The sequence below is a fragment of the Saccharothrix deserti genome (assembly GCF_009769385.1).
In the GTDB taxonomy this organism is placed as follows: Bacteria; Actinomycetota; Actinomycetes; order Mycobacteriales; family Pseudonocardiaceae; genus Actinosynnema; species Actinosynnema deserti.
Genome location: NZ_VKAB01000018.1, coordinates 133,322 through 153,939, shown reverse-complemented (window position 1 = coordinate 153,939; position 20,618 = coordinate 133,322). Strand labels below are relative to the sequence as shown.

Sequence of the window (20,618 nt, the reverse complement as noted above, 5' to 3'; positions counted from 1 at the left end):
GAGCCCGCCCGTGCGGCGGGCTCCGCCAGTCTTGAGGACTTGATCAATGAACACAGCAGCGAAGCTCTCCGCCTACGGTGCGGTGCTCGCCCTGGTCGCCGGTGGCGCCTGGGTGGCCGGTGGCGCTGTCGGTCCCCTGTCCGTCGAGGCCGCCTCCGGTGGTCACGGCGGGACGTCCGGTGCTGAGGGCACCGAGCAGGGGGACGACCACAGCGGCACCGTCGCGGAGGCCGCTATCGACCAGCCCGCGGGGTTGGCGTCGTCCAGGGGCGGTTTCACCCTCGCGCCCACCGATACGACGCTGACGGCGGGGACCACCAACTCCTTCTCGTTCCGCATCCTCGGCCCCGACGGGGCGGCGGTGACGGCGTTCGACGTCGAGCACGACAAGCGGATGCACCTGATCGTGGTGCGGCGTGACACTTCCGGGTACCGGCACGTGCATCCGGAGATGGCGTCGGACGGCACGTGGAGCGTGCCGTTGGATGTCGCGGAGGCCGGCTCCTATCGGGTGTTCGCGGACTTCAAACCGACCGGTGGCGAGGGCACGACGTTGGGTGTCGACGTCGCCGCGGCCGGCACGTTCGAGCCGCGCACCTACGCGCCGTCGCGGGTGGCGGAGGTCGATGGTTACCAGGTGCGCCTGGACGGTGACCTGGTCGCGGGCAAGGCCTCGTCGGTCCGGTTGACCGTGAGCAGGAACGGCGCGCCGGTCACCGACCTCCAGCCCTACCTGGCGGCGTACGGTCACCTGGTGGCGTTGCGTGAGAGCGACCTGGCCTACCTGCACGTGCACCCGGAGGGTGTGCCGGGTGACGGCAAGACTCCCGCCGGCCCGGAGATCGCGTTCGTGGCGGAGGTTCCGTCGGCGGGCGGCTACCGGTTGTTCCTGGACTTCCAGCACGACGGGGTGGTGCGCACGGCGGAGTTCACGGTGGATACCGCAGGGACGCCGGTCGTGACGTCGCCGGCCGCGCCGGCCGAGGGTGAGGAGGGGCACGGTCATGGCTGACACGCAGATCGAGCTGGCGATCACCGGTATGACGTGCGCTTCGTGCGCGGCCCGGATCGAGCGCAAGCTGAACAAGATGGACGGTGTGACCGCGACGGTCAACTACGCCACCGAGAAGGCCCGGGTCACGTTCCCCGAGGATGTCGACCCGCAGGCGCTGGTGGAGCAGGTGGAGGCCGCCGGCTACCAGGCCGCGCTCCCGGTGCCGAAGTCCGAGCAGGTCGAAGCGCCGGCGGAGGTCGATCCGACGGCGTCGTTGCGGCAGCGGTTGATCGTGTCGGCGGTGCTGTCGGTGCCGGTGGTGCTGTTGGCGATGATCCCGGCGCTCCAGTTCACCTACTGGCAGTGGATCTCGTTGACCCTGGCCGCTCCGGTGCTGGTGTGGGGTGCGTGGCCGTTCCACCGGGCGGCGTGGACGAACCTGCGGCACGGTGCGGCCACGATGGACACGTTGATCTCGATGGGGACGATCGCGGCGTTCGGGTGGTCGTTGTACGCGCTGCTGTTCGGCACGGCGGGCGTCGCGGGCATGACGCACCCGTTCGAGCTGACCATCTCGCGCACGGACGGCGCCGGGGCGATCTACCTGGAGGTCGCGGCCGGGGTGACCACGTTCATCCTCGCGGGCCGCTACTTCGAGGCCCGGTCCAAGCGGCGCGCGGGTGCGGCGCTGCGGGCGTTGCTGGAGCTGGGCGCGAAGGACGTCGGGGTGCTGCGGGACGGCCGGGAGGTCCGGATCCCGATCGGCGAACTGGCGGTGGGCGACCGGTTCGTGGTGCGGCCGGGGGAGAAGATCGCCACCGACGGTGTGGTGGACGAGGGCGGCTCGGCGGTCGACGCGAGCATGCTGACCGGCGAGTCGGTGCCGGTCGAGGTCGGTCCCGGTGACGCGGTGGTCGGTGCCACGGTCAACGCCGGTGGCAGGCTCGTGGTCCGGGCGACGCGGGTCGGCAGCGACACCCAGCTGGCGCAGATGGCGAAGCTGGTCGAGGACGCGCAGAACGGCAAGGCCGAGGCGCAGCGGTTGGCGGACCGGATCTCGGCGGTGTTCGTGCCGGTCGTGATCGCCCTGTCGGTCGGGACGCTGGCGTTCTGGCTGGGTGCGGGTGGCGGCGTGTCGGCGGCGTTCACCGCGGCGGTCGCGGTCCTGATCATCGCCTGCCCGTGCGCCCTGGGGTTGGCCACGCCGACCGCGTTGCTGGTCGGCACCGGTCGGGGCGCGCAGCTGGGCATCCTGATCAAGGGCCCGGAGGTGTTGGAGTCGACGCGTCGGGTGGACACGGTGGTGCTGGACAAGACCGGCACCGTCACCTCGGGTCGGATGAGCCTGGTCGCCGTCCACACGGCGGAGGGCGTCGAGGAGGACGAGGTGTTGCGGCTCGCGGGGGCGTTGGAGCACGCCTCCGAACACCCGATCGCCAAGGCCATCGCGGTCGGCGCGGCGGAGCGGGTCGGTGAGCTGCCCGAGGTCGAGGGGTTCCAGAACCTGGAGGGCCTGGGTGTGCAGGGCGTGGTCGACGGCCGCGCCGTGCTCGTCGGGCGCGAACGGCTGCTGGCCGAGTGGAGCGTGCACCCGGACGAGTCCCTGACGAAGGCCAAGCAGGCGGCCGAGGAGAAGGGACGCACCCCGGTCCTGGTCGCCTGGGACGGCGAGGCCCGAGCGGTGCTGGTCGTGGCGGACACGGTCAAGCCGACCTCGGCCGAGGCCATCCGGCAGCTCCGCGACCTCGGCTTGACCCCGGTGCTGCTGACCGGCGACAACGAGGCATCGGCGCGGGCGGTTGCGGCCGAGGTCGGCATCGACGAGGTGATCGCGGAGGTCCTGCCGAAGGACAAGGTCGACGTGGTGGCGCGGTTGCAGGGCGAGGGCAGGGTCGTGGCGATGGTCGGCGACGGCGTCAACGACGCCGCGGCGCTCGCCAAGGCCGACCTGGGCCTGGCCATGGGCACCGGCACCGACGCCGCCATCGAGGCGAGCGACCTGACGCTGGTGCGCGGCGACCTGCGGGCCGCGGTGGACGCGATCAGGCTGTCCCGGCGCACCCTGGCCACGATCAAGGGCAACCTGTTCTGGGCGTTCGCCTACAACGTCGCCGCCCTGCCCCTGGCCGCCGCCGGCCTGCTCAACCCGATGATCGCGGGCGCCGCCATGGCGTTCTCCTCGGTCTTCGTGGTGTCGAACAGCCTGCGCCTGCGCGGCTTCCGCAGCACGGCGACGTCGGAGGCGCAGCCGGCCCGTTCGGCTGAGTCGACCCGGGAGAAGGTGCCGGCCGGGGTTGCCTGACCGGGGTACCGGATTGACGACTGTGGCCTGGAGCCGATCGGTTCCGGGCCACAGCGCTGTGCGAGGACCTGGGGAATCGGGACCTTGCTAAGCGCAGGAGACGGTGACCAAGGCCAGCAGTCCGCTGACCGCCACGAACGGCGGCAGGACCATCGTCGTCAGACCGGCGACACCACAGGACACCGCCGTGCGCGCCCGGCCCGCGTGCTGATCGGCGTGCCGGAGGTGGGCGAGTCGGGCCTCCACCGCGTCACGGCTCATCGCCAACGCCGACCCGGGCGCACCGCCACTGGTCACCGCCGTCAGCGCCGCACGGACCGACGCCGCACCGCACACCCGCACGGCCACCGCGTCCGCCGCCAACTCCACCAACTCCCGCACCGCCGTCGGCGTCTGCCGGAACAGCGGCAGGAACGGCAGCATCGCGGACAGCGTGTCGGCCGCCGTGACGAGCAGGTGGTGGCGTCCGCGCAGGTGCGCCCGTTCGTGCACGAGCACCGCGTCCACCTGGTCACCGGCCAACTTCCGGGTCAGGCCCTCGGTCGCGACGACCACACCGGGACACCCCGGCAGGCTGAACGCCAGCGGTTCCTCGTGGTCCAGCCACAGGGTGGCCGGACTGCCCGGCTCCTGCCGCGCCGCCAACCGCAGCACCGCCAGGTGCTCGGCCCGTGCCCGCGCCCGCCGACGCACGGTGCGCGTGCCCATGACCGCCAGCCGCACGAGCAGCCCCGCCAGCAACAGCACGCCGACCACCCCGCTCAGCGCCTCGACCTGCGGCGGCGAACCGTGGAGCAGGGTGTCGAAGCACTGCGGGAAGTTGGCGAACGCGTGCGCGCCGTGATCGGGCGTCAACAGCGCGGTGACGGCGAGGCCGGAGGTCGTGACCACGCTGGCGATCGAGGACAGCCACGCCACCAGCACCACCCTCGGGTGCGAACCGGACGCGGTCAGGCGTTTCAGGTGGACGGGTGCGAGCCAGGCGACGAGTCCGGCCCCGAGTAACAGGGCGACCGCGACGGTCACTTCCGGCGGGGCTTTCTGGGCAGCGCCTTGCGCAGCAACTCGGTTTCCCGGTCCGACGCCGACCGTGCGAAGTGGAGCAACACCGCTTCGGGGTCACCCGAGGAGTCGAGCACCTCGCGCAACGCCGCCGACGCGGCCTCGGCCCGGCTCATCGCGGGCTCGTATTGGTACGCCTTGCCGTGCAGCTCGCGGACCACCCATCCCTTGCGGTGCAGGTTGTCGAGGACCGTCATGACCGTGGTGTAGGCGAGCTGCTTGCCCGTGTCCAGCCGGTCCATGACCTCGCGGACCTTCACCGGCTCCGACGTGCGCCACAGCACGTCCATCACCGCTGCTTCCAACTCGCCCAGTCCGTGCATCACGCCCCCTTCGGCGAAGCCATGGTATCGGCATCCGGTCGGGGTGGCGCGGTCCCGGACTACTAGCGGCTATAGTACTTCTGACGACTGGTGCCGTACCCGGTCGAACCGCCGGGAACCCCCGCCGACGCCCTCCGGCGCGATCTCCCCGTCCGTCCACTCGGGACCCAGGAAGTGCTGGGGGCGCAGTCCGTCCAGGGGCACCGCAAGTCTCTGAGGTGGTCCACGGTTTGTGCACGCCTTGAGGGCTGTTCCGGCACTGCGGTGATCGGTCCGGCTGACCTCAGGCGGGGCCGCGGGCGGAGGTCGATTCGCGGACCACGAGGCGGCACGGTTGGCGGATCACGCCGCTCGGGCGTTGGCCGTCGAGAGCGTCGAACAGGTACCTCGCCGCCGTGGTGCCCAACCGTTCCAGTTCCAGGTCCACCGTGGTCAAGGGTGGGCGGCAGTCGGCGGCGAACTCCTCCCAGTTGTCGTAGCCGACGATCGCCACGTCCTCGGGGATCCGCTTGCCCAGGTCGGTGAGGGTGTCGGCGACACCGGTCGCGATCTGGTCGTTGCCGCAGAACACCGCGTCCACCTCGGGGTTGGTGGCCAGCAGCATCCGGGCCGCGTGCCTGCCCCAGCGCTGCGACCACTCGCCGTACAGCGGTGCGCCGCCGGCGAGGCTCAGGCCGTGCTCGGCCAGCACGCGGTGCAGCGCGGTGACCCGGTCGCGGGCGGCGCGGTAGGTCTGCGGGCCGGTGATGTGGCCGATGTGCCTGCGGTGCAACGAGACCAGGTGTTCCACGGCCAGGCGGGCGCCGCCCTCGTCGTCCGCGATCACCGACAGGTCCTCCGGGTCGGTGGACTCGCCGTAGACGTACACGACCGGCACCGGGATGTCGCGGGTGAGCGACGGGCGGATGTCGTTGTCGTCGCCCAGGATGATGAAACCGTCGACCTGCCTGGCCAGCAGCGTGCTGATGTAGTGCCTGCGGCGGATGGCGTCGCCGCGCGCGTCGCACAGGAGCACCGACATCTGCTCGTTCGCCAGCGCGTTCTCCACACCGAGCAGGATCGGGATGGCGAAGCGGCCGCCGAGTTCGTCGGTCAGCAGGCCGATCGTGCGGGTGCGGCCGGAGATCAGGCCCCGCGCCAGCGCGTTGGGCTGGAACGACAGCTCGGCGGCGGCGCGCAGCACGCGGTCGCGCGTCGCGGGGGCCACCTCGTCCCGGGCGTTGATGGCCTTGGACGCGGTGGAGATCGAGACGCCGGCCAGTCGCGCCACGTCGCTGAGGGTCACCGCGTCGGACCGCCGTCGCCCCATCGAAAACCTTTCGAAAAGTTTGTCGAATGCCGAATCGATTGTAGACGCACGTCATCCGGCCGAACGGACATCGTCAACCACGAAGTCGGTCCAGCACAAGGAGCATTGCCGAAAAGGTTTTCGGCTGCCAGAGTGCTGGACGAGGCACCAGAGCGCGGAGGTTGGCATGACAGTGACGTCGCCGGACACCACTGCCGTCGGAGGACGTCCCGTCGTCCCCTCACGCGGTGCGCTGCGACCGCTCGGCCAGGACGAGGTCCGCATCACCGGCGGCTTCTGGGGCGCGCGCCAGGACGTCAACGCCACCGCCACCCTGCCACACGCCCGGTCGTGGATGGACCGGCTCGGCTGGACGGGCAACTTCACCGCGACCGGGCCGACGGTCTCCGTGGCCGACCGCCGTGGCCGGGAGTTCACCGACTCCGAGGTCTACAAGCTGCTGGAGGCCATGTCCTGGGAGGTCGGCCGGGTGCCCGTCGGCGGAGCCGGCAATCAGACCACCGTCGCGTTGGAAACGCAGATCGCCGAGCTGACGAAGGCGATCGCGGCGGCGCAGGCCCCGGACGGTTACCTGCACACCGCGTTCGGTCGCCCCGGCCAACCCGACCGGTACAGCGACATGCAGTGGGGCCACGAGCTGTACTGCACCGGGCACCTGCTCCAGGCGGCCGTCGCACGGGCCCGGACCGGTGGCGGTCACGAGGACCCGTTGCTGGCCGTGGCCCGCCGCGCCGCCGACCACGTCTGCGACACGTTCGGCCCCGACGCCACGCCCGGCATCTGCGGGCACCCGGAGATCGAACTGGGCCTGGTCGAGCTGGCCCGCGTCACGGGTGAGCAGCGCTACCTGGACCAGGCCGCGCTGTTCGTCGAACGACGCGGCCACCGGACGTTGCCGCCCCACCACTTCGGCTGGTCCTACTTCAGCGACGACGAGCCGGTGCGGCAGTCCACCGTGCTGCACGGCCACGCGGTGCGCGCGCTCTACCTGGCCGCGGGCGCCGTGGACGTCGCGGTCGAGACCGGTGACGACGAACTGCTCCGGAAGGTCGCCGCCCAGTTCGACCGGACGCTGGCCCGGCGCACGTACCTGACCGGCGGCATGGGCTCGCGGCACACCGACGAGGCGTTCGGCGACGATTTCGTGCTGCCCGCCGACCGGGCGTACTCCGAGACGTGCGCCGGGGTGGCCGCGATCATGCTCGCCTGGCGGCTGCTGCTGGCCACCGGCGACGGGCGTTACGACGAGATCGTGGAGCGCATCCTCTACAACGTCGTGGCCACCGCGATCGGCGACGACGGCCGGTCGTTCTTCTACGCCCACACCCTCCACCAGCGCACCCGGACCGCCGCGCTCGCGGACGACGAGGAGCAGTTGGGCTTCGGCGGCGGCCCGCGGGCGCCGTGGTTCGAGGTGTCCTGCTGCCTGCCGAACGCGGCACGCCTGCTGGCCGGCCTCTCCTGCTACCTGGTCACCGCCGACGACACCGGCCTGCGCCTGCACCAGTACGCCGACTCGGAGATCTCCACCTGCCTCACCGACGGGCGTGAGGTGGGCTTGCAGGTGCGCACCGACTACCCCGACAACGGCACGGTGACCGTGCGCGTGACCAAGACCGACGACCGGCCTTGGTCGATCACCCTGCGCGTGCCGCAGTGGGCGGCCGGCGCGGAACTCGTCACCACCTACGGACGCCGTCACGTGCCCGCGGGCGACATCGTGGTGTACCGGACGTTCGCGGTGGGCGAGGAGATCCGCCTGGAACTGCCGATGCGACCCCGCTTCACCGCGCCCGACCCGCGGATCGACGCGACGCGCGGCTGCATCGCCGTGGAACGCGGGCCGCTCGTGTACTGCGCCGAGGCGGTGGGCGAGGGCGCCGATCTCGACACCCTGCGCGTGGACGGCACCGTGCCGCCGGTCGACACCGAGGCCGGCGTCGCGGTGCGCGCCCGGTTCGACGCCCGCGGCCGGGAATCGTGGCCGTACGGCCCGCCCGAGCCGGACACCCCGAACGCATCACCGACCACATCGCTCGACCTCGTGCCCTACCACCGCTGGGCCCGGCGTGGCCCGTCGACCATGCGGGTTTGGCTGCCCACCACCTGACCCCGTCCAGACCGTGCTCGAACCAAACCGTGCTCGAACCGGACCGTGCTCAAAGGAGAGACCGGTGAAAACCAGAGGTCTTCGTGTTGCTTCCGCCCTGACGGCGGGCGTGCTGGTCCTGGCCACTGCTGCCTGCGGTGACGAGGGGACGGGTGCCGCGGACGACGGCGCGGTGCTCACGCTGTGGACCCGCGCCGCGACCGAATCGGTGTCGAAGGCCTACGCCGACGCCTACAACGCCACCCACCGCAACAAGGTCGAGGTGACCGCGTACCCCAACGAGGAGTACCCGGCCAAGCTCGCCTCGGCGGCGGGTGCGAAATCGCTGCCCGACCTGTTCGCGGCCGACGTCGTGTTCGCGCCCCAGTACGCCTCGCAAGGCTTGTGGGCCGACGTGACCGACCGGCTGGCCGGGCTGGCGGTGAAGGACCGCGTCGCGCCGTCGCACCTGAAGGCGGGCACGTGGGAGGACCGCAACTTCGCGTTACCGCACACCATCGACCTGTCCGTGCTGCTGTACAACAAGGACCTCTACACGCGGGCGGGCCTCGACCCGGAGAAGCCGCCGACCACCCTGCGCGAGTTCGCCGACCACGCCCGCAAGATCGACCAGCTGGGCGGTGACGTCAACGGCACCTACTTCGGCGGCAACTGCGGCGGCTGCGTCGAGTTCACCCTGTGGCCGTCGGTGTGGGCGGCGAACGGCGACGTGCTCGACCCCGAGGGCGAGGAGGCGAAGGTCGACTCCCCGGAGATGGCCGACGTGTTCGCCCTCTACCGCGAGCTGTACGAGGAGGGCGTGGCCGCGCCCGCGTCGAAGGACGAGGCCGGTCCGACCTGGTTGGGCGCGCTGCAGAGCGGCAACGTCGGCATCGCCCCCGCGCCGTCGGTCTGGCTCGACACGTTGGAGAAGAAGGGCCTGGAGCTGGGCGTGGCCCCGATCAGCGGGCTGACCGGCGGCGAGTCCACCTTCGTCGGCGGTGACGCGCTCGGCATCGGCGCCACCAGCGAGAAGGTCGAGCAGGCGTGGGACTTCCTGGCCTGGACCACGTCCGACGAGGCGCAGGTCGAGGTCGTGGCCAAGAACAAGGGCGTGCCGACCCGCACCGACCTGGCGGAGAACAAGTACTCCTCGGCGGACCCGCGCACGGTGCTGATCAACGGCCTGGTGGCCAAGGGCAGGACGCCCTACGCGAGGAACTTCAACGTCTCGTTCAACGACCCGCAGAGCCCGTGGCTGCAAACGGTCCGCGGCGCGCTGTTCGGGGACGCGGGCAAGGCGTTGGCCGACGGCAACACCGCCATCACGAAATCACTCCAACAGGGCTGAGGCAGCCACCGGAGGCTCGGATGTCCACGACAACGACGTCACCCCCGAGCGCGCGAACCGGTCCGCCACGCCGGCAGACCGCGCCCGCGCCACCCGCCGGACGGCGTGGTCGACGTCTGCGCGCGCTGGTCGGCGCCGCCTACGCCGCGCCGACGGCGGTCATGGTGGTGCTGTTCTTCCTGGTGCCGTTGGCGCTCGTGGCGTGGATGTCCCTGAACCGCTGGCCGCTGCTGGGCAAGCCGTCGTTCAACGCGCCGGCCAACTACAGCGGTATCGCCGAGGACGAGTTGTTGCACTCGGCGGCCTGGTTCACGGTCAAGTACACGGTGATCATCACGGTGCTGCTGTTCGTGGTCGCGTTCGGGCTCGCGGTGCTCGTGCAGCACCGCCGTCCGGGTGTCGGCTTCTTCCGCACCGCGTTCTTCCTGCCGATGGCGGTCGGCTTCGCCAGCGCGTCACTGCTGTTCCTGGGGCTGCTCAGCGACGAGATCGGGCCGGTGACCGACCTGCTGGCCGAGTTCGGACTGGTCGACGGTTACGTGTCGTGGACCAGCGGCAGCCCCGATTCCGCGCTCGCGTCCGCGGTGCTGCTGGTGCTGTGGCGGTTCGCCGGGTTCAACATGCTGATCCTGCTGACCGGGCTGCAGGCCATCCCGCCGGACGTCTACGAGGCCGCGCGGGTGGACGGCGCGAACCGGTGGCAGACGTTCCGCCGGATCACGCTGCCGTTGATGCGGCCGACGATCGCGCTGGTGGTCACCCTGATGACGACCGGTTCGCTGCTGGCGTTCGACCAGTTCTGGATCCTCACCCGCGGCGGGCCGGACAACAGCACCACCTCGCTGGTGATGGTGATCTACCGGGAGGCGTTCATCCGGCTCGACCTCGGTTCGGCGGCGGGCATCTCGGTGGTCCTGCTGGCCGTGCTCGTCGTGTTCAACGTCATCCAGTTCCGCGTGCTGCGCCGGAGGTCTTCGTGAAGGACACTTCGCGCGCCCGCTGGGGCTACTACGTCACCGGCACGGCTCTCGCGATCCTGTTCCTGTTCCCGCTGGTGTGGAGCGGGTTCGCGTCCGTGCGCACGGACACCGGGTTCGGGCTGGAGAACTACGACCGGCTGTTCAACTCCGCCAACGGCATCGAACTGCGGCACGTGCTCAACAGCGTCGTGGTCAGCGCGCTCACGGTCGGCGGCACGCTGTTCATCGCCACGCTGGGCGGCTACGCGTTCGGCCGGTTCCGCTTCCCCGGCCGGGACGTGCTCTTCCTGCTCACGCTGGCGATCCTGATGGTGCCGTACGCGACCATCCTGATCGCGCTCTACGTGCTGCTCGGCTGGTTGGGGCTGGAGGACTCGCTGATCGGGCTGAGCCTGGTGCTCATCACGTTCCAGCTGCCGTTCTCGGTGTTCATGATGCGCAACTCGTTCGAGGCCGTGCCGCTGGAGTTGGAGGAGTCGGCCCGCGTCGACGGCTGCACCACCGTCGGCACCCTCGTCCGGATCATGCTGCCCGCCGTCCGTCCGGGCCTGGTCACCGTGGGCCTGTTCGCGTTCCTGACCTCGTGGAGCGAGTTCTTCGCGCCGCTGATCCTGCTCAACTCGACCGACAAGTTCACCACCACCCTCGCCGTGGTCAACATGCGGACCGCGAGCCACGGGTCGATCGACTACGCCGCGCTGGAAGCGGGAGTGGTGTTCATGGCAGTGCCCTGCCTCGTGCTCTTCGCCGCCATGCAACGCAGCTACGTCCGCGGGTTCACCTCAGGCGCCGTGAAGGGCTGAACCCACCGGACGGAGGCTGTTCCGTGCCGATCCTTTCTGGCAAACCGGAAGGAGGATCGCAGTGTCGCGATCCTGGAAGAGAACAGTACTGAGTGCGCTCGCCTTGGCATTGGCCCTGAGCGGTGCGGGTGTCGCGCAAGCCGAGCAGGCGCGTGACGTCACGGCCGCCGCCAACCCCGCCACCTGGAGCCCGCCGTCGAACCTGGTCACCCCACTGGACCAGGTGTGGCGGCACCAGGAGAGCACCTACGGCGACCTGTACGGGTTCCGCAACTACGGCTGGGACCAGATCTTCGTCAACGGCGGGTACCTGAACTTCTGCGTCCGCTGGGACTCGTCGGCCCCGGTGAGCGCCGCGCTGCGCGACCGCATCCACGCCAAGCTCGCCGAGCAGTACAAGAAGTGGACGGACGCCATGGTGGGCCACAACAACTGGCCCTACGCCCAGGTGCCGATCAAGGTCGTCGGCTGGGCGGTCCGCGACCGCAACACGTTGCAGTGGACGGACAACTCGGTCGACATCTACGTCAACAACATCCGCGAGAACGCGCCGCAGTGCGCCGAGGGGTGCGGGCGGTTCTTCAACCGCAACGGCACCTACCCCAACTGCCCCGGCGGCACGCCGCGGCACTACGACCAGTCGCTGTGGCTGACCGCCGGCATGGGTGGCGGCGCGGGCGGCGACTGGGGCCAGCGGATGGGTAGCGAGTACTTCGTCAACAGCCTCAACTCGCCGAACGTGACCATCCTGCTGCACGAGATCGGCCACACGTTCGGGCTGGACGACTTCTACGACTGGACGCCGTCCGGTGTCAGCAACTTCATCATGAAGGCGGGCAGCTCGGCGTCGATCACCGAGTTCGACCTCTGGATGTTCCGCGACTGGTGGCGGCACCTGAAGAACCGCTACGGCCGCTGAGAGTGACGCCGGTGTCCCCGCACCCTGCGGGCGGGGGCACCGGCCCCTCCGTCACGGAAGGTGACGCGCATGTCCCCGCACACCCCATCCCGTCGTGCCGTCCTGCGCGCGGGCGCGGTGGTCGCATCGGCCGCCGCCCTGCCCGCCCTCGCGAACACCCCCGCCGCCGCCGAGCCGACCGCCGCCGATCAGAGCAGAGCCGCCGCGAGACCGGACACCGGCGTGTCGGCGGAAGCGTTCCCGCTCGGCGTGGTGACCCTGCTCGCCGGACCGTTCCAGTCCAACACCACCCGCACGCACACCTACCTGAAGTTCCTCGACCCGGAACGGCTGCTGCACACGTTCCGCCTCAACGTCGGCCTGCCGTCCTCGGCCGTCCCCTGTGGAGGGTGGGAGTCGCCGACCACCGAGTTGCGCGGCCACTCCACCGGCCACGTGCTCACCGCGCTCGCCCAGGCCTACGCGATCACCGGCGACACGGCGTTCCGCACCAAGGGCGACTACCTGGTCACCCAGCTCGCCGCCTGTCAGGACCGGGCGCAGACCGCCGGGTTCAACACCGGCTACCTGTCCGCGTTCCCGGAGAGCTTCATCACCAGGGTCGAGGAGCGCCAACAGGTCTGGGCGCCCTACTACACCCTGCACAAGATCATGGCCGGCCTGCTGGACATGCACCTGCTCGCGGGCAACGCACAAGCGCTCACCGTGCTCACCCGCATGGCCGCCTGGGTCGGCCTGCGCAACGGCAGGCTGACCCTCGCGCAGCGGCAGAACATGCTGAAGACCGAGTTCGGCGGCATGAACGAGGTGCTGGCCAACCTGTACCAGGTCACCGGCGACCCGGCGCACCTGACCGCCGCGCAGTACTTCGACCACGCCGAGATCTTCGACCCGTTGGCCACCAACACCGACGCGCTCAACGGCTACCACGCCAACACCCAGATCCCCAAGGCGCTGGGCGCGATCCGCGAGTACCACGCCACCGGCCTGACCCGGTACCGCGACATCGCCACCAACTTCTGGAACATCGTGGTGGGCGCGCACTCCTACGCCATCGGCGGCAACTCCAACGGCGAGTACTTCAAGGCGCCTGGCCGGATCGCGTCGGAGCTCTCCGACCACACCTGCGAGTGCTGCAACACCTACAACATGCTCAAGCTGACCCGGCAGCTGTTCCGCACCGACCCGAAGGCGCACTACTTCGACTTCTACGAGAAGGCCCTCTACAACCACCTGCTCGGCGCGCAGAACCCGGCGTCCGCGCACGGCCACCACAGCTACTACGTGCCGCTGCGGCCCGGCGGCCAGCGCACCTACAGCAACGACTACCAGGACTTCACCTGCTGCCACGGCACCGGGATGGAGACGAACTCCAAGCACGGCGACAGCATCTACTTCCACGCCGGCAACACCCTGTACGTCAACCTGTTCATCGCCTCCGTGCTCACCTGGCCGGGCCGGGAGATCGCGGTTCGGCAGGACACCGGGTTCCCCGAGTCGCCCGCCACCCGGCTCACCGTCACCGGTTCCGGCCCGATCGACCTGCGGGTGCGCATCCCGTCGTGGGCCGCCGGCGCCCAGGTCAGGCTCAACGGCGTGGTGCAGGACGTCCCGGTCGTGCCGGGCACGTACGCGCGCCTCGACCGGACGTGGGCGAGCGGTGACGTGGTGGACGTCAGCCTGCCCATGGCGTTGACGCGGGAGAGCGCCCCGGACAACCCGGCCGTGCAGGCGGTCAAGCACGGTCCGATCGTGCTCGCGGGCGGGTACGGCACCAACAACCTCACGTCGATGCCCACGCTCCAGCCCGCGACACTGCGCGCCACCACCACCCCGTTGCGGTACACGGCGACGGCGAGCACGGGTCAGGTGACGCTGCTGCCGTTCTACCAGATGCACGGGCAGCGCTACACGGTCTACTGGAACGTCACCGACACGCCCGCGCCGCCGCCGTTCATCGCGCACTACCCGTTCGACGAGGCGGCGGGCTCGGTGGCGGCGGACGCCACCGGCAACGGCCGGACCGCGACTCTCGCCGGCGGCGCGGGGTGGACCACGGGCCGCAGCGGCTCGGCGGTAGACCTGGGTGGTTCCGGTCAGCACGTGCTCCTGCCCGCCGGTCTGCTCACCGGGGCGACGGCGTTCAGCGTGGCAACGTGGGTGCGGCTGGATGCGGTGACCACGTGGGCGCGCGTGTTCGACTTCGGCACCGGCACCGGCGCGTACCTGTTCCTCACCCCGCGCAGCTCGGCGGGCGGTCTCCGGTTCGCGATCACCACCGGGGGCGCGAGCGCCGAACAGCGCATCGACGCGTCGTCACCGCTGCCCGCCGGCGCGTGGGCGCACGTCGCGGTGACGCAGACCGGCAACCTCGGCGTGCTCTACGTCAACGGCGCCGAGGCGGCCCGGAACACGGCGCTCACCGTGCGCCCGTCCGCGCTCGGCAGCACCACGCAGAACTGGATCGGGCGTTCCCAGTACGCGGGCGACCCCTACCTGGACGGCGCCGTGGACGGCTTCCGCGTCTACGGCCGCGCCCTCACCGCCGCCGAAGTGGCCGATCTCCACACGACCGGCCGTTAGCCCGAGAACATCCCCCACCGAAGGACACACAAATCCATGCGTACCCGACACAGGGCGGTGAAGCTGGGCGCGGCACTCGCGCTCGTAGCGTCCGCCGTCGTCAGCCCGGCCGCGTTCGCGGCCAACCCGATCATCACCAGTTACTACACCGCCGACCCCGCGCCGCTGGTCGTCGGCAACACCATGTACATCTACGCGGGCCGTGACGAGGCGGCCCAGGGCAACAACAACTTCTACATGCGCGAGTGGCGGGTGCTGTCCTCGACGGACGCCGCCAACTGGACCGACCACGGCGCGAAGGCGAACATCGGCACCTTCCCGTGGGCGGGCGCGGACGCGTGGGCCAGCGAAGTCGAGGCGAAGAACGGCAAGTACTACTGGTACACCTCGGTCAACGGCAACGGCGCCGGGTGGATGGACATCGGCGTCGCGGTCGGCGACAGCCCGCTCGGCCCGTTCCGCGACGCCAAGGGCGGGCCGCTGATCAGCGACAGCACGCCCAACTCGTCCGGCCTGAACATCGACCCGACCGTGTTCACCGACGACGACGGCCAGAGCTACATCTACTGGGGCGGCTACTGGGGCGCCCGTGCCGCGAAGCTCAAGTCCAACATGATCGAGCTGGACGGCCCGGTCGTCACGCCGCAGGGCCTGTCGAACTTCTGGGAAGCGCCCTGGATGTTCAAGCGCAACGGTCTCTACTACATGATGTACGCGGCCAACGACACCAGCGGCTGCGTCACCAACTCCAACTACGCCTGCCAGCGCTACGCCACCGCCACCAACCCGATGGGCCCGTGGACGCACCGCGGCGTCGTGCTCGACCAGGTCTCCTCGACCACCAACCACGCGGGCGTCGTGCAGTTCAACAACCAGTGGTACATCGTCTACCACAACGCCAACGCGCCCGGCGGCGGCAACTTCCGCCGTTCCGTCGCGGTGGACCTGCTGCACTTCAACTCCGACGGCACGATGCGCAAGGTCACGCAGACCACGTCCGGCCCGCCGCCGAACCCCTCGGGCCCGCCGGCCGGCGGCACGAACCTCGCCCCCTCGGCCACCGCTTCGACGTCGTACGTCTCGTCGTGGGAGAGCCTGGCCGCGATCAACAACGGCGGCGTGCCCGCGAACTCCGGTGACCGCGCCAACCTGGCCTACGGCAACTGGCCGGAGCGGGGCACCCAGTGGATCGAGTACACCTGGCCGACCGCGCAGTCGATCAACAAGGTGGCCACCTACTGGTTCGACGACGACCAGGGCATCGACCTGCCCGCGTCGTGCCAGGTGCAGTACTGGAACGGCAGCGCGTACGTCGACGTGCCCGGCCAGTCGGCCTGTGGTGTCGCGGGGAACACCTTCAACACCACCACGTTCACCACGGTCAACACCACCCGACTGCGACTGAACATCACCTCGAAGCCCGACTTCTCGACGGGGGTGTTGGAATGGCAGGCCTTCCAGGCGTGACCCGGCGGCTGGCGACGGTCGCGGTGCTCGGCGCGCTCCTCGTGCCCGTGCAGTCCGCGTCCGCCGCGCAGACCATCGGTTACCCCACGTTCAACGGACCTTCCGTGCCCGCACCGCCGGTCGGCTACAGCACCGGCAGCACCATGAAGGCCATCTACGACGCCGAGAGCGGCGGCACCGACTTCTGGGTGGACCGCCTGCTCGCCCGACCCGGCAACGACCCGGCCGGCACGTGGCTGATGACCCGCGGTCGCGGCCTCTACATGAACACCCACAACCCCGGTGTCATCGGGTTCGGCGGCAACGCCGCGTACTGGGACAACATCAGCAGCCAGAACGCCTACTCGATCGCGGTCAGCCCCGGCTCGTTCAGCGAGCAGGTGAGCAGCCGGCTGCAGACGCCGAGCCACTGGAAGGGCGTCTACACCAGCGGCTCGATCCGGGTCGAGGTGGCGAAGTTCATCACGCACAACAACGTCGCCGTGACGAACCTGACCCTCACCAACACCGGCAGCTCGTCCAGCACGCTCGCGCTGCGGGCCACTTCGCCGTACGCGACGACCGCGAGTGGTTCCGAGCTGACCGGCAGCAGGCAGGTCAAGAACAACCTGACCACCATCCGGCCCCGGTTCTCCGGTGACGGGTTCAACGTCGCCAACGGCGGGCTCGACCGCTCGGTGACGCTGGCCGCCGGCCAGTCGACCACCACCAAGGTCGTCATGGGGTTCGTCACCGACGAGATCCCCGAGTCGCTGACCGAGTACAACGCCTACCGCGGCCACTCGCCGTCGGTCGCGTTCGCCACCCACGTCCGCGACTACAACCGCTGGTGGGCGGACAACATCCCCTACATCGACGTGCCGGACCCGGCCATCAAGAAGAACATCTACTACCGCTGGTGGTTGATGCGCTTCAACTACCTCGACGTCGACATCCCCGGCCAGGACTTCCAGTTCCCGGTGTCGATCGAGGGCGTCACCGGCTACAACAACGCGATCGCGCTGACCCAGCCGATGCACATCGACGACCTGAAGTACCTGCGCGACCCGATCTACTCGTACGGGCCGTGGCTGTCGGTCGGCCAGTCGTCCAAGGGCGGCCGGTTCATGGACAACCCTGGCGACCCGGAGAACTGGTCGAACTCCTACACCCAGTACATCTCCGAGGCGGCGTGGCGCAGCTACCAGATCCACGGCGGCCAGCCGGCCGTCGCGGGCAACCTGGCCAAGTACGCCGAAGGTGACGCGAAGGGCCAACTGGCCACGTTCGACACCAACGACAACGGCGTCATCGAGTACGACTGGGGCGCCATGACCGGCAACGACGCCGACGCGGTGTCGTTCGACTGGCGGGCGGGCAACCTCGACCGGGCCGAGACGGCGTACGTGTGGAGCGGCGCCATGGCCGCGCAGCAGGCGTACTCGCTGATCGGCGACACGGCCAAGGCGAACGAGATGCAGGCGCTCGCCGACCGCATCCGCAACGGCGTGGTCAACACGCTGTGGAACCCGTCCCGGCAGCTGCTGGAGCACAAGCACGTGGCCACGAACACCCACGTGCCGTGGAAGGAGATCAACAACTACTACCCGTTCTCGGTCGGCCTGATGCCGAACACCGACCAGTACAAGCAGGCGCTGCGGCTGTTCGCGGACCCGGCCGAGTACCCGGTGTTCCCGTTCTACACGGCCAACCAGAAGGACAAGGCCGCGGCCGCGGCGGCGGGCCACCCCGGTTCGAACAACTTCTCCACCATCAACTCGACGGTCCAGTTCCGGCTGTACTCGTCGGTGCTGCGCAACTACTCGAACCAGTGGATGTCCGCCGAGGACTACAAGAAGCTGCTCTACTGGAACACCTGGGCGCAGTACATCGGCGGCAACACGCAGTGGCCCGACGCCAACGAGTTCTGGGCGGACTGGAACGTGGGCACCCGCAACATCGACTACCGGTCGTGGATCCACCACAACATCCTCGGCAGCAGCAACTGGACCGTGGTCGAGGACGTGGCCGGGTTGCGCCCGCGCACGGACAGCCGGATCGAGCTGTCGCCGATCAACATCGGCTGGTCGCACTTCGCGGTCAACAACCTGCGCTACCGCAACATGGACCTGAGCGTGGTGTGGGACGACCCGGCCGACGGCGTCACCCGCTACAACGGCGTGCCGCAGGGGTATTCGGTCTACCTGAACGGCACGCGCGCGTTCACCGTCGACCGGCTCACCAGGGTGCTGTACGACCCGGCGACCGGCCAGGTCACCTTCCCGTCCGGTGCCGGTGTGGTGAACTACAACGTCGCGATCAACGGGTTGCAGGCGCCGCAGAACGTGGCGCACAACAGCACGCGCATGGTGGACATCTTCGCCAAGGCGGGTGTCGACCTGACCTCCACCGCGCCGAACCTGGCGCAGGGCGCGGGCGTCACGGCGTCGTACACGGCCTCCGGCACGTCCACCGGCGCCGCGGTCGACGGGTTCCCGATCAACGAACCCCTGTGGGGCACGTCGGGATCACCCAACGGCTCGGACTGGTACGAGATCGACTTCCGGCAGCAACGCACGGTCGACGAGATGCGGCTGTACTTCCGCGACGACCGCGCGGGCAACCGCTACCGCGCGCCGTCGTCGTACCAGGTGCAGTACTGGAACGGCAGTGCCTGGGTGAACGCGGCCGGGCAGACCAAGACGCCGGGGACGCCGAAGGCCAACTACAACCAGGTCCGGTTCACACCGGTGTCCACGCAGCGGATCCGGGTGCAGCTGACGCACGCGTCCGGGTTCAAGACCGGGCTGACCGAGGTGAAGGTCTACAACCGCGGCGGGGGCACCGACCCGAATCCGCCGCCGGCGAACGTCGCTCTGGCCGCGACCCCCTCGGCGTCCTACACGTCGCCGTGGGAGTCGGTGGCGGCGGTCAACGACGGCATCGACCCGTCGTCGTCCAACGACACCGTCAACCCGCGGTGGGGCACGTGGCCGAACACCGGTGAGCAGTGGGCCGAGCTGACGTGGGACTCGGCGAGATCGGTGAAGTCGGCGCAGGTGTACTTCTTCGACGACAACCAGGGCATCGACCTGCCCGCGTCGTGGAAGGTGCAGTACTGGAACGGCTCGGCGTACGTCGACGTGGCGGGCGCGAGCGGTTATCCGGTGGCCGCCGACCGGTACCAGGAGGTGACGTTCACCGCGGTGAGCACGACCCGGTTGCGGGTGGTGCTCCAGAGCGGGGCCGACTCGGTCGGCCTGCTGGAGGTGAAGGCCTTCAGCTGATCGTTGCGCTTGTGGGAACGGGGGACCGGCTCTGCTCGGCCGGTCCCCCGTTCCGCGTTCTCAGCAGCCGCCGCAGTTGTAGTAGGTCACGTCCCAGTGGTTGCTCTCCAGGAAGTAGATGTTCCCGGAGCCGGAACGCCACTTGTTGCCACCGATGTAGGTGAAGTTGGCCCGGATGTAGTTGCCGACGCAGGAGTAGAGGCTGTAGTCGAGCTTGTAGCCGTTCCAGTGGCTGTAGGTGCCGCTGGCGTGGCCGGTCTCGGTGCCTCCGGTGATGTTCAACGCGCAACCGCTGGCGCGCTTGAGGGTTTCCGCGCCCTGGACCGTGGTCAGGTTGATCTGCGAGAACGACGTGCAGGTCGGGTTGTTGCGATCGCTGCAACCACCGCTGGACGACCAGGTGATGCCGGCGGCGCGGAAGCGGGCCGCGGCGTCGGCGTGCGAGAGCTTGGTGACCAGCGCCGTGACCGGGGTGTCGGCGGCGGGCTGGAAGACGACGTCCTGGTGGGTCGGGGCGGGCGAAGCCGAGGCCGTGGTCGCGCCGGTGATGGTGAGCAGTGCCGTGGCGACGGCCACGACGGTGGCGCGTAATCGACCGGTACGCATGGGGAACCGTCCTTTCGACGGGCAGCCCTCGTCGACCCGGGATGACCGGGTGGGCGGGGGGATGCGGCAGGGGTCGACGGACAGCGTAGGTGCTGTTAGGCCCCATCAGCGTTGTGACAGGGGTGCTTGTTTGCCGGTGTCCGGCAAGGAAGCCGGTCTCGGAGTGGCCGACGTCCGGCGTTGTCCGGTGCACCCGTGTCGATCACCATTAGTGCAGGTCAGCGAGGCGCTGAAGGACATTCCGCGATGACGAGGGGCACTGGGGATTCGCGGCGGCGCGGCGTTGATCACGGCGGGTACCACTGCCTTCGGTGTCCCGCTGGTCTTCCGGCGCTTCCGGGGGGACGTGCTGGTGGGGGATAGGGGATAGGGGATAGGGGGAACGGTTCGCGCCCGTCGGGGAGCGGGAACTGATCGGCGCACCGGAGCACGGGCAGCACAACGCCCGTGCTCCGGTGCGCCGCTGTCCACGTGCGGTCCGGCCGGCGGGACGCGCGGGGCGAATCCATTCCGGACGTATGGACCGGGACCGGCCGGCCGAGGAACGCGCACGAAAACTCCGCC

General features: G+C 69.9%; 14 protein-coding genes. 10 read left to right on the top strand and 4 right to left on the bottom strand.

The features are described from left to right. Positions 1-46: 46 nt before the first annotated feature. Positions 47-1,012, top strand: coding sequence for a hypothetical protein (locus tag FM051_RS28895; RefSeq protein WP_158848811.1), 966 nt, complete (start codon positions 47-49; stop codon positions 1,010-1,012). Then, entirely contained in the window at positions 1,005-3,296 is a 2,292-nt protein-coding gene (locus FM051_RS28890; protein WP_158848809.1) for a heavy metal translocating P-type ATPase, read from the top strand. Before FM051_RS28895 ends, FM051_RS28890 begins: the two co-directional genes overlap by 8 nt. An 87-nt stretch (positions 3,297-3,383) precedes the next feature. Here the strand turns inward: FM051_RS28890 and FM051_RS28885 are convergent, their stop codons facing one another. From FM051_RS28885 to FM051_RS28875, 3 genes are all read right to left on the bottom strand, one after another. Further along, positions 3,384-4,322, bottom strand: coding sequence for a M56 family metallopeptidase (locus FM051_RS28885; RefSeq protein ID WP_158848807.1), 939 nt, complete (start codon positions 4,320-4,322; stop codon positions 3,384-3,386). Beyond that, on the bottom strand, positions 4,319-4,681 hold the full coding sequence (locus FM051_RS28880; RefSeq protein WP_158848805.1) for a BlaI/MecI/CopY family transcriptional regulator: 363 nt from the start codon (positions 4,679-4,681) through the stop codon (positions 4,319-4,321). The genes FM051_RS28885 and FM051_RS28880 overlap by 4 nt, the downstream gene beginning before the upstream one ends. A 283-nt stretch (positions 4,682-4,964) precedes the next feature. After that, positions 4,965-5,990 (bottom strand): LacI family DNA-binding transcriptional regulator, encoded by a 1,026-nt coding sequence (locus tag FM051_RS28875; RefSeq protein ID WP_158848803.1) that lies wholly within the window; start codon positions 5,988-5,990, stop codon positions 4,965-4,967. Positions 5,991-6,156: 166 nt separating this feature from the next. Here FM051_RS28875 and FM051_RS28870 point away from each other — a divergent pair, with 166 nt between their 5' ends. From FM051_RS28870 to FM051_RS28835, 8 genes are all read left to right on the top strand, one after another. Next, positions 6,157-8,100, top strand: coding sequence for a glycoside hydrolase family 127 protein (locus FM051_RS28870; RefSeq protein ID WP_158848801.1), 1,944 nt, complete (start codon positions 6,157-6,159; stop codon positions 8,098-8,100). Between the two features lie 64 nt (positions 8,101-8,164). Further along, on the top strand, positions 8,165-9,430 hold the full coding sequence (locus FM051_RS28865) for an ABC transporter substrate-binding protein (RefSeq protein WP_238412720.1): 1,266 nt from the start codon (positions 8,165-8,167) through the stop codon (positions 9,428-9,430). A 20-nt stretch (positions 9,431-9,450) separates the two neighbouring features. Beyond that, a complete protein-coding gene (locus tag FM051_RS28860) occupies positions 9,451-10,410 on the top strand; it encodes a carbohydrate ABC transporter permease (RefSeq protein ID WP_158848799.1) in 960 nt (319 codons plus the stop codon). Beyond that, positions 10,407-11,213: a carbohydrate ABC transporter permease gene (locus tag FM051_RS28855; RefSeq protein WP_158848797.1), complete on the top strand. Its 807-nt coding sequence runs from the start codon at positions 10,407-10,409 to the stop codon at positions 11,211-11,213. Before FM051_RS28860 ends, FM051_RS28855 begins: the two co-directional genes overlap by 4 nt. A gap of 103 nt (positions 11,214-11,316) precedes the next feature. After that, on the top strand, positions 11,317-12,132 hold the full coding sequence (locus tag FM051_RS28850; protein WP_238412719.1) for a hypothetical protein: 816 nt from the start codon (positions 11,317-11,319) through the stop codon (positions 12,130-12,132). A gap of 69 nt (positions 12,133-12,201) precedes the next feature. Then, positions 12,202-14,715: a glycoside hydrolase family 127 protein gene (locus FM051_RS28845; RefSeq protein WP_158848794.1), complete on the top strand. Its 2,514-nt coding sequence runs from the start codon at positions 12,202-12,204 to the stop codon at positions 14,713-14,715. 36 nt (positions 14,716-14,751) lie between these two features. Continuing rightward, positions 14,752-16,182, top strand: coding sequence for a glycoside hydrolase family 43 protein (locus tag FM051_RS28840; protein WP_158848792.1), 1,431 nt, complete (start codon positions 14,752-14,754; stop codon positions 16,180-16,182). After that, positions 16,161-19,448: a discoidin domain-containing protein gene (locus FM051_RS28835; RefSeq protein WP_158848790.1), complete on the top strand. Its 3,288-nt coding sequence runs from the start codon at positions 16,161-16,163 to the stop codon at positions 19,446-19,448. Before FM051_RS28840 ends, FM051_RS28835 begins: the two co-directional genes overlap by 22 nt. 60 nt (positions 19,449-19,508) lie before the next feature. Here the strand turns inward: FM051_RS28835 and FM051_RS28830 are convergent, their stop codons facing one another. After that, positions 19,509-20,054 (bottom strand): hypothetical protein, encoded by a 546-nt coding sequence (locus tag FM051_RS28830; protein ID WP_158848787.1) that lies wholly within the window; start codon positions 20,052-20,054, stop codon positions 19,509-19,511. Positions 20,055-20,618: the final 564 nt, after the last annotated feature.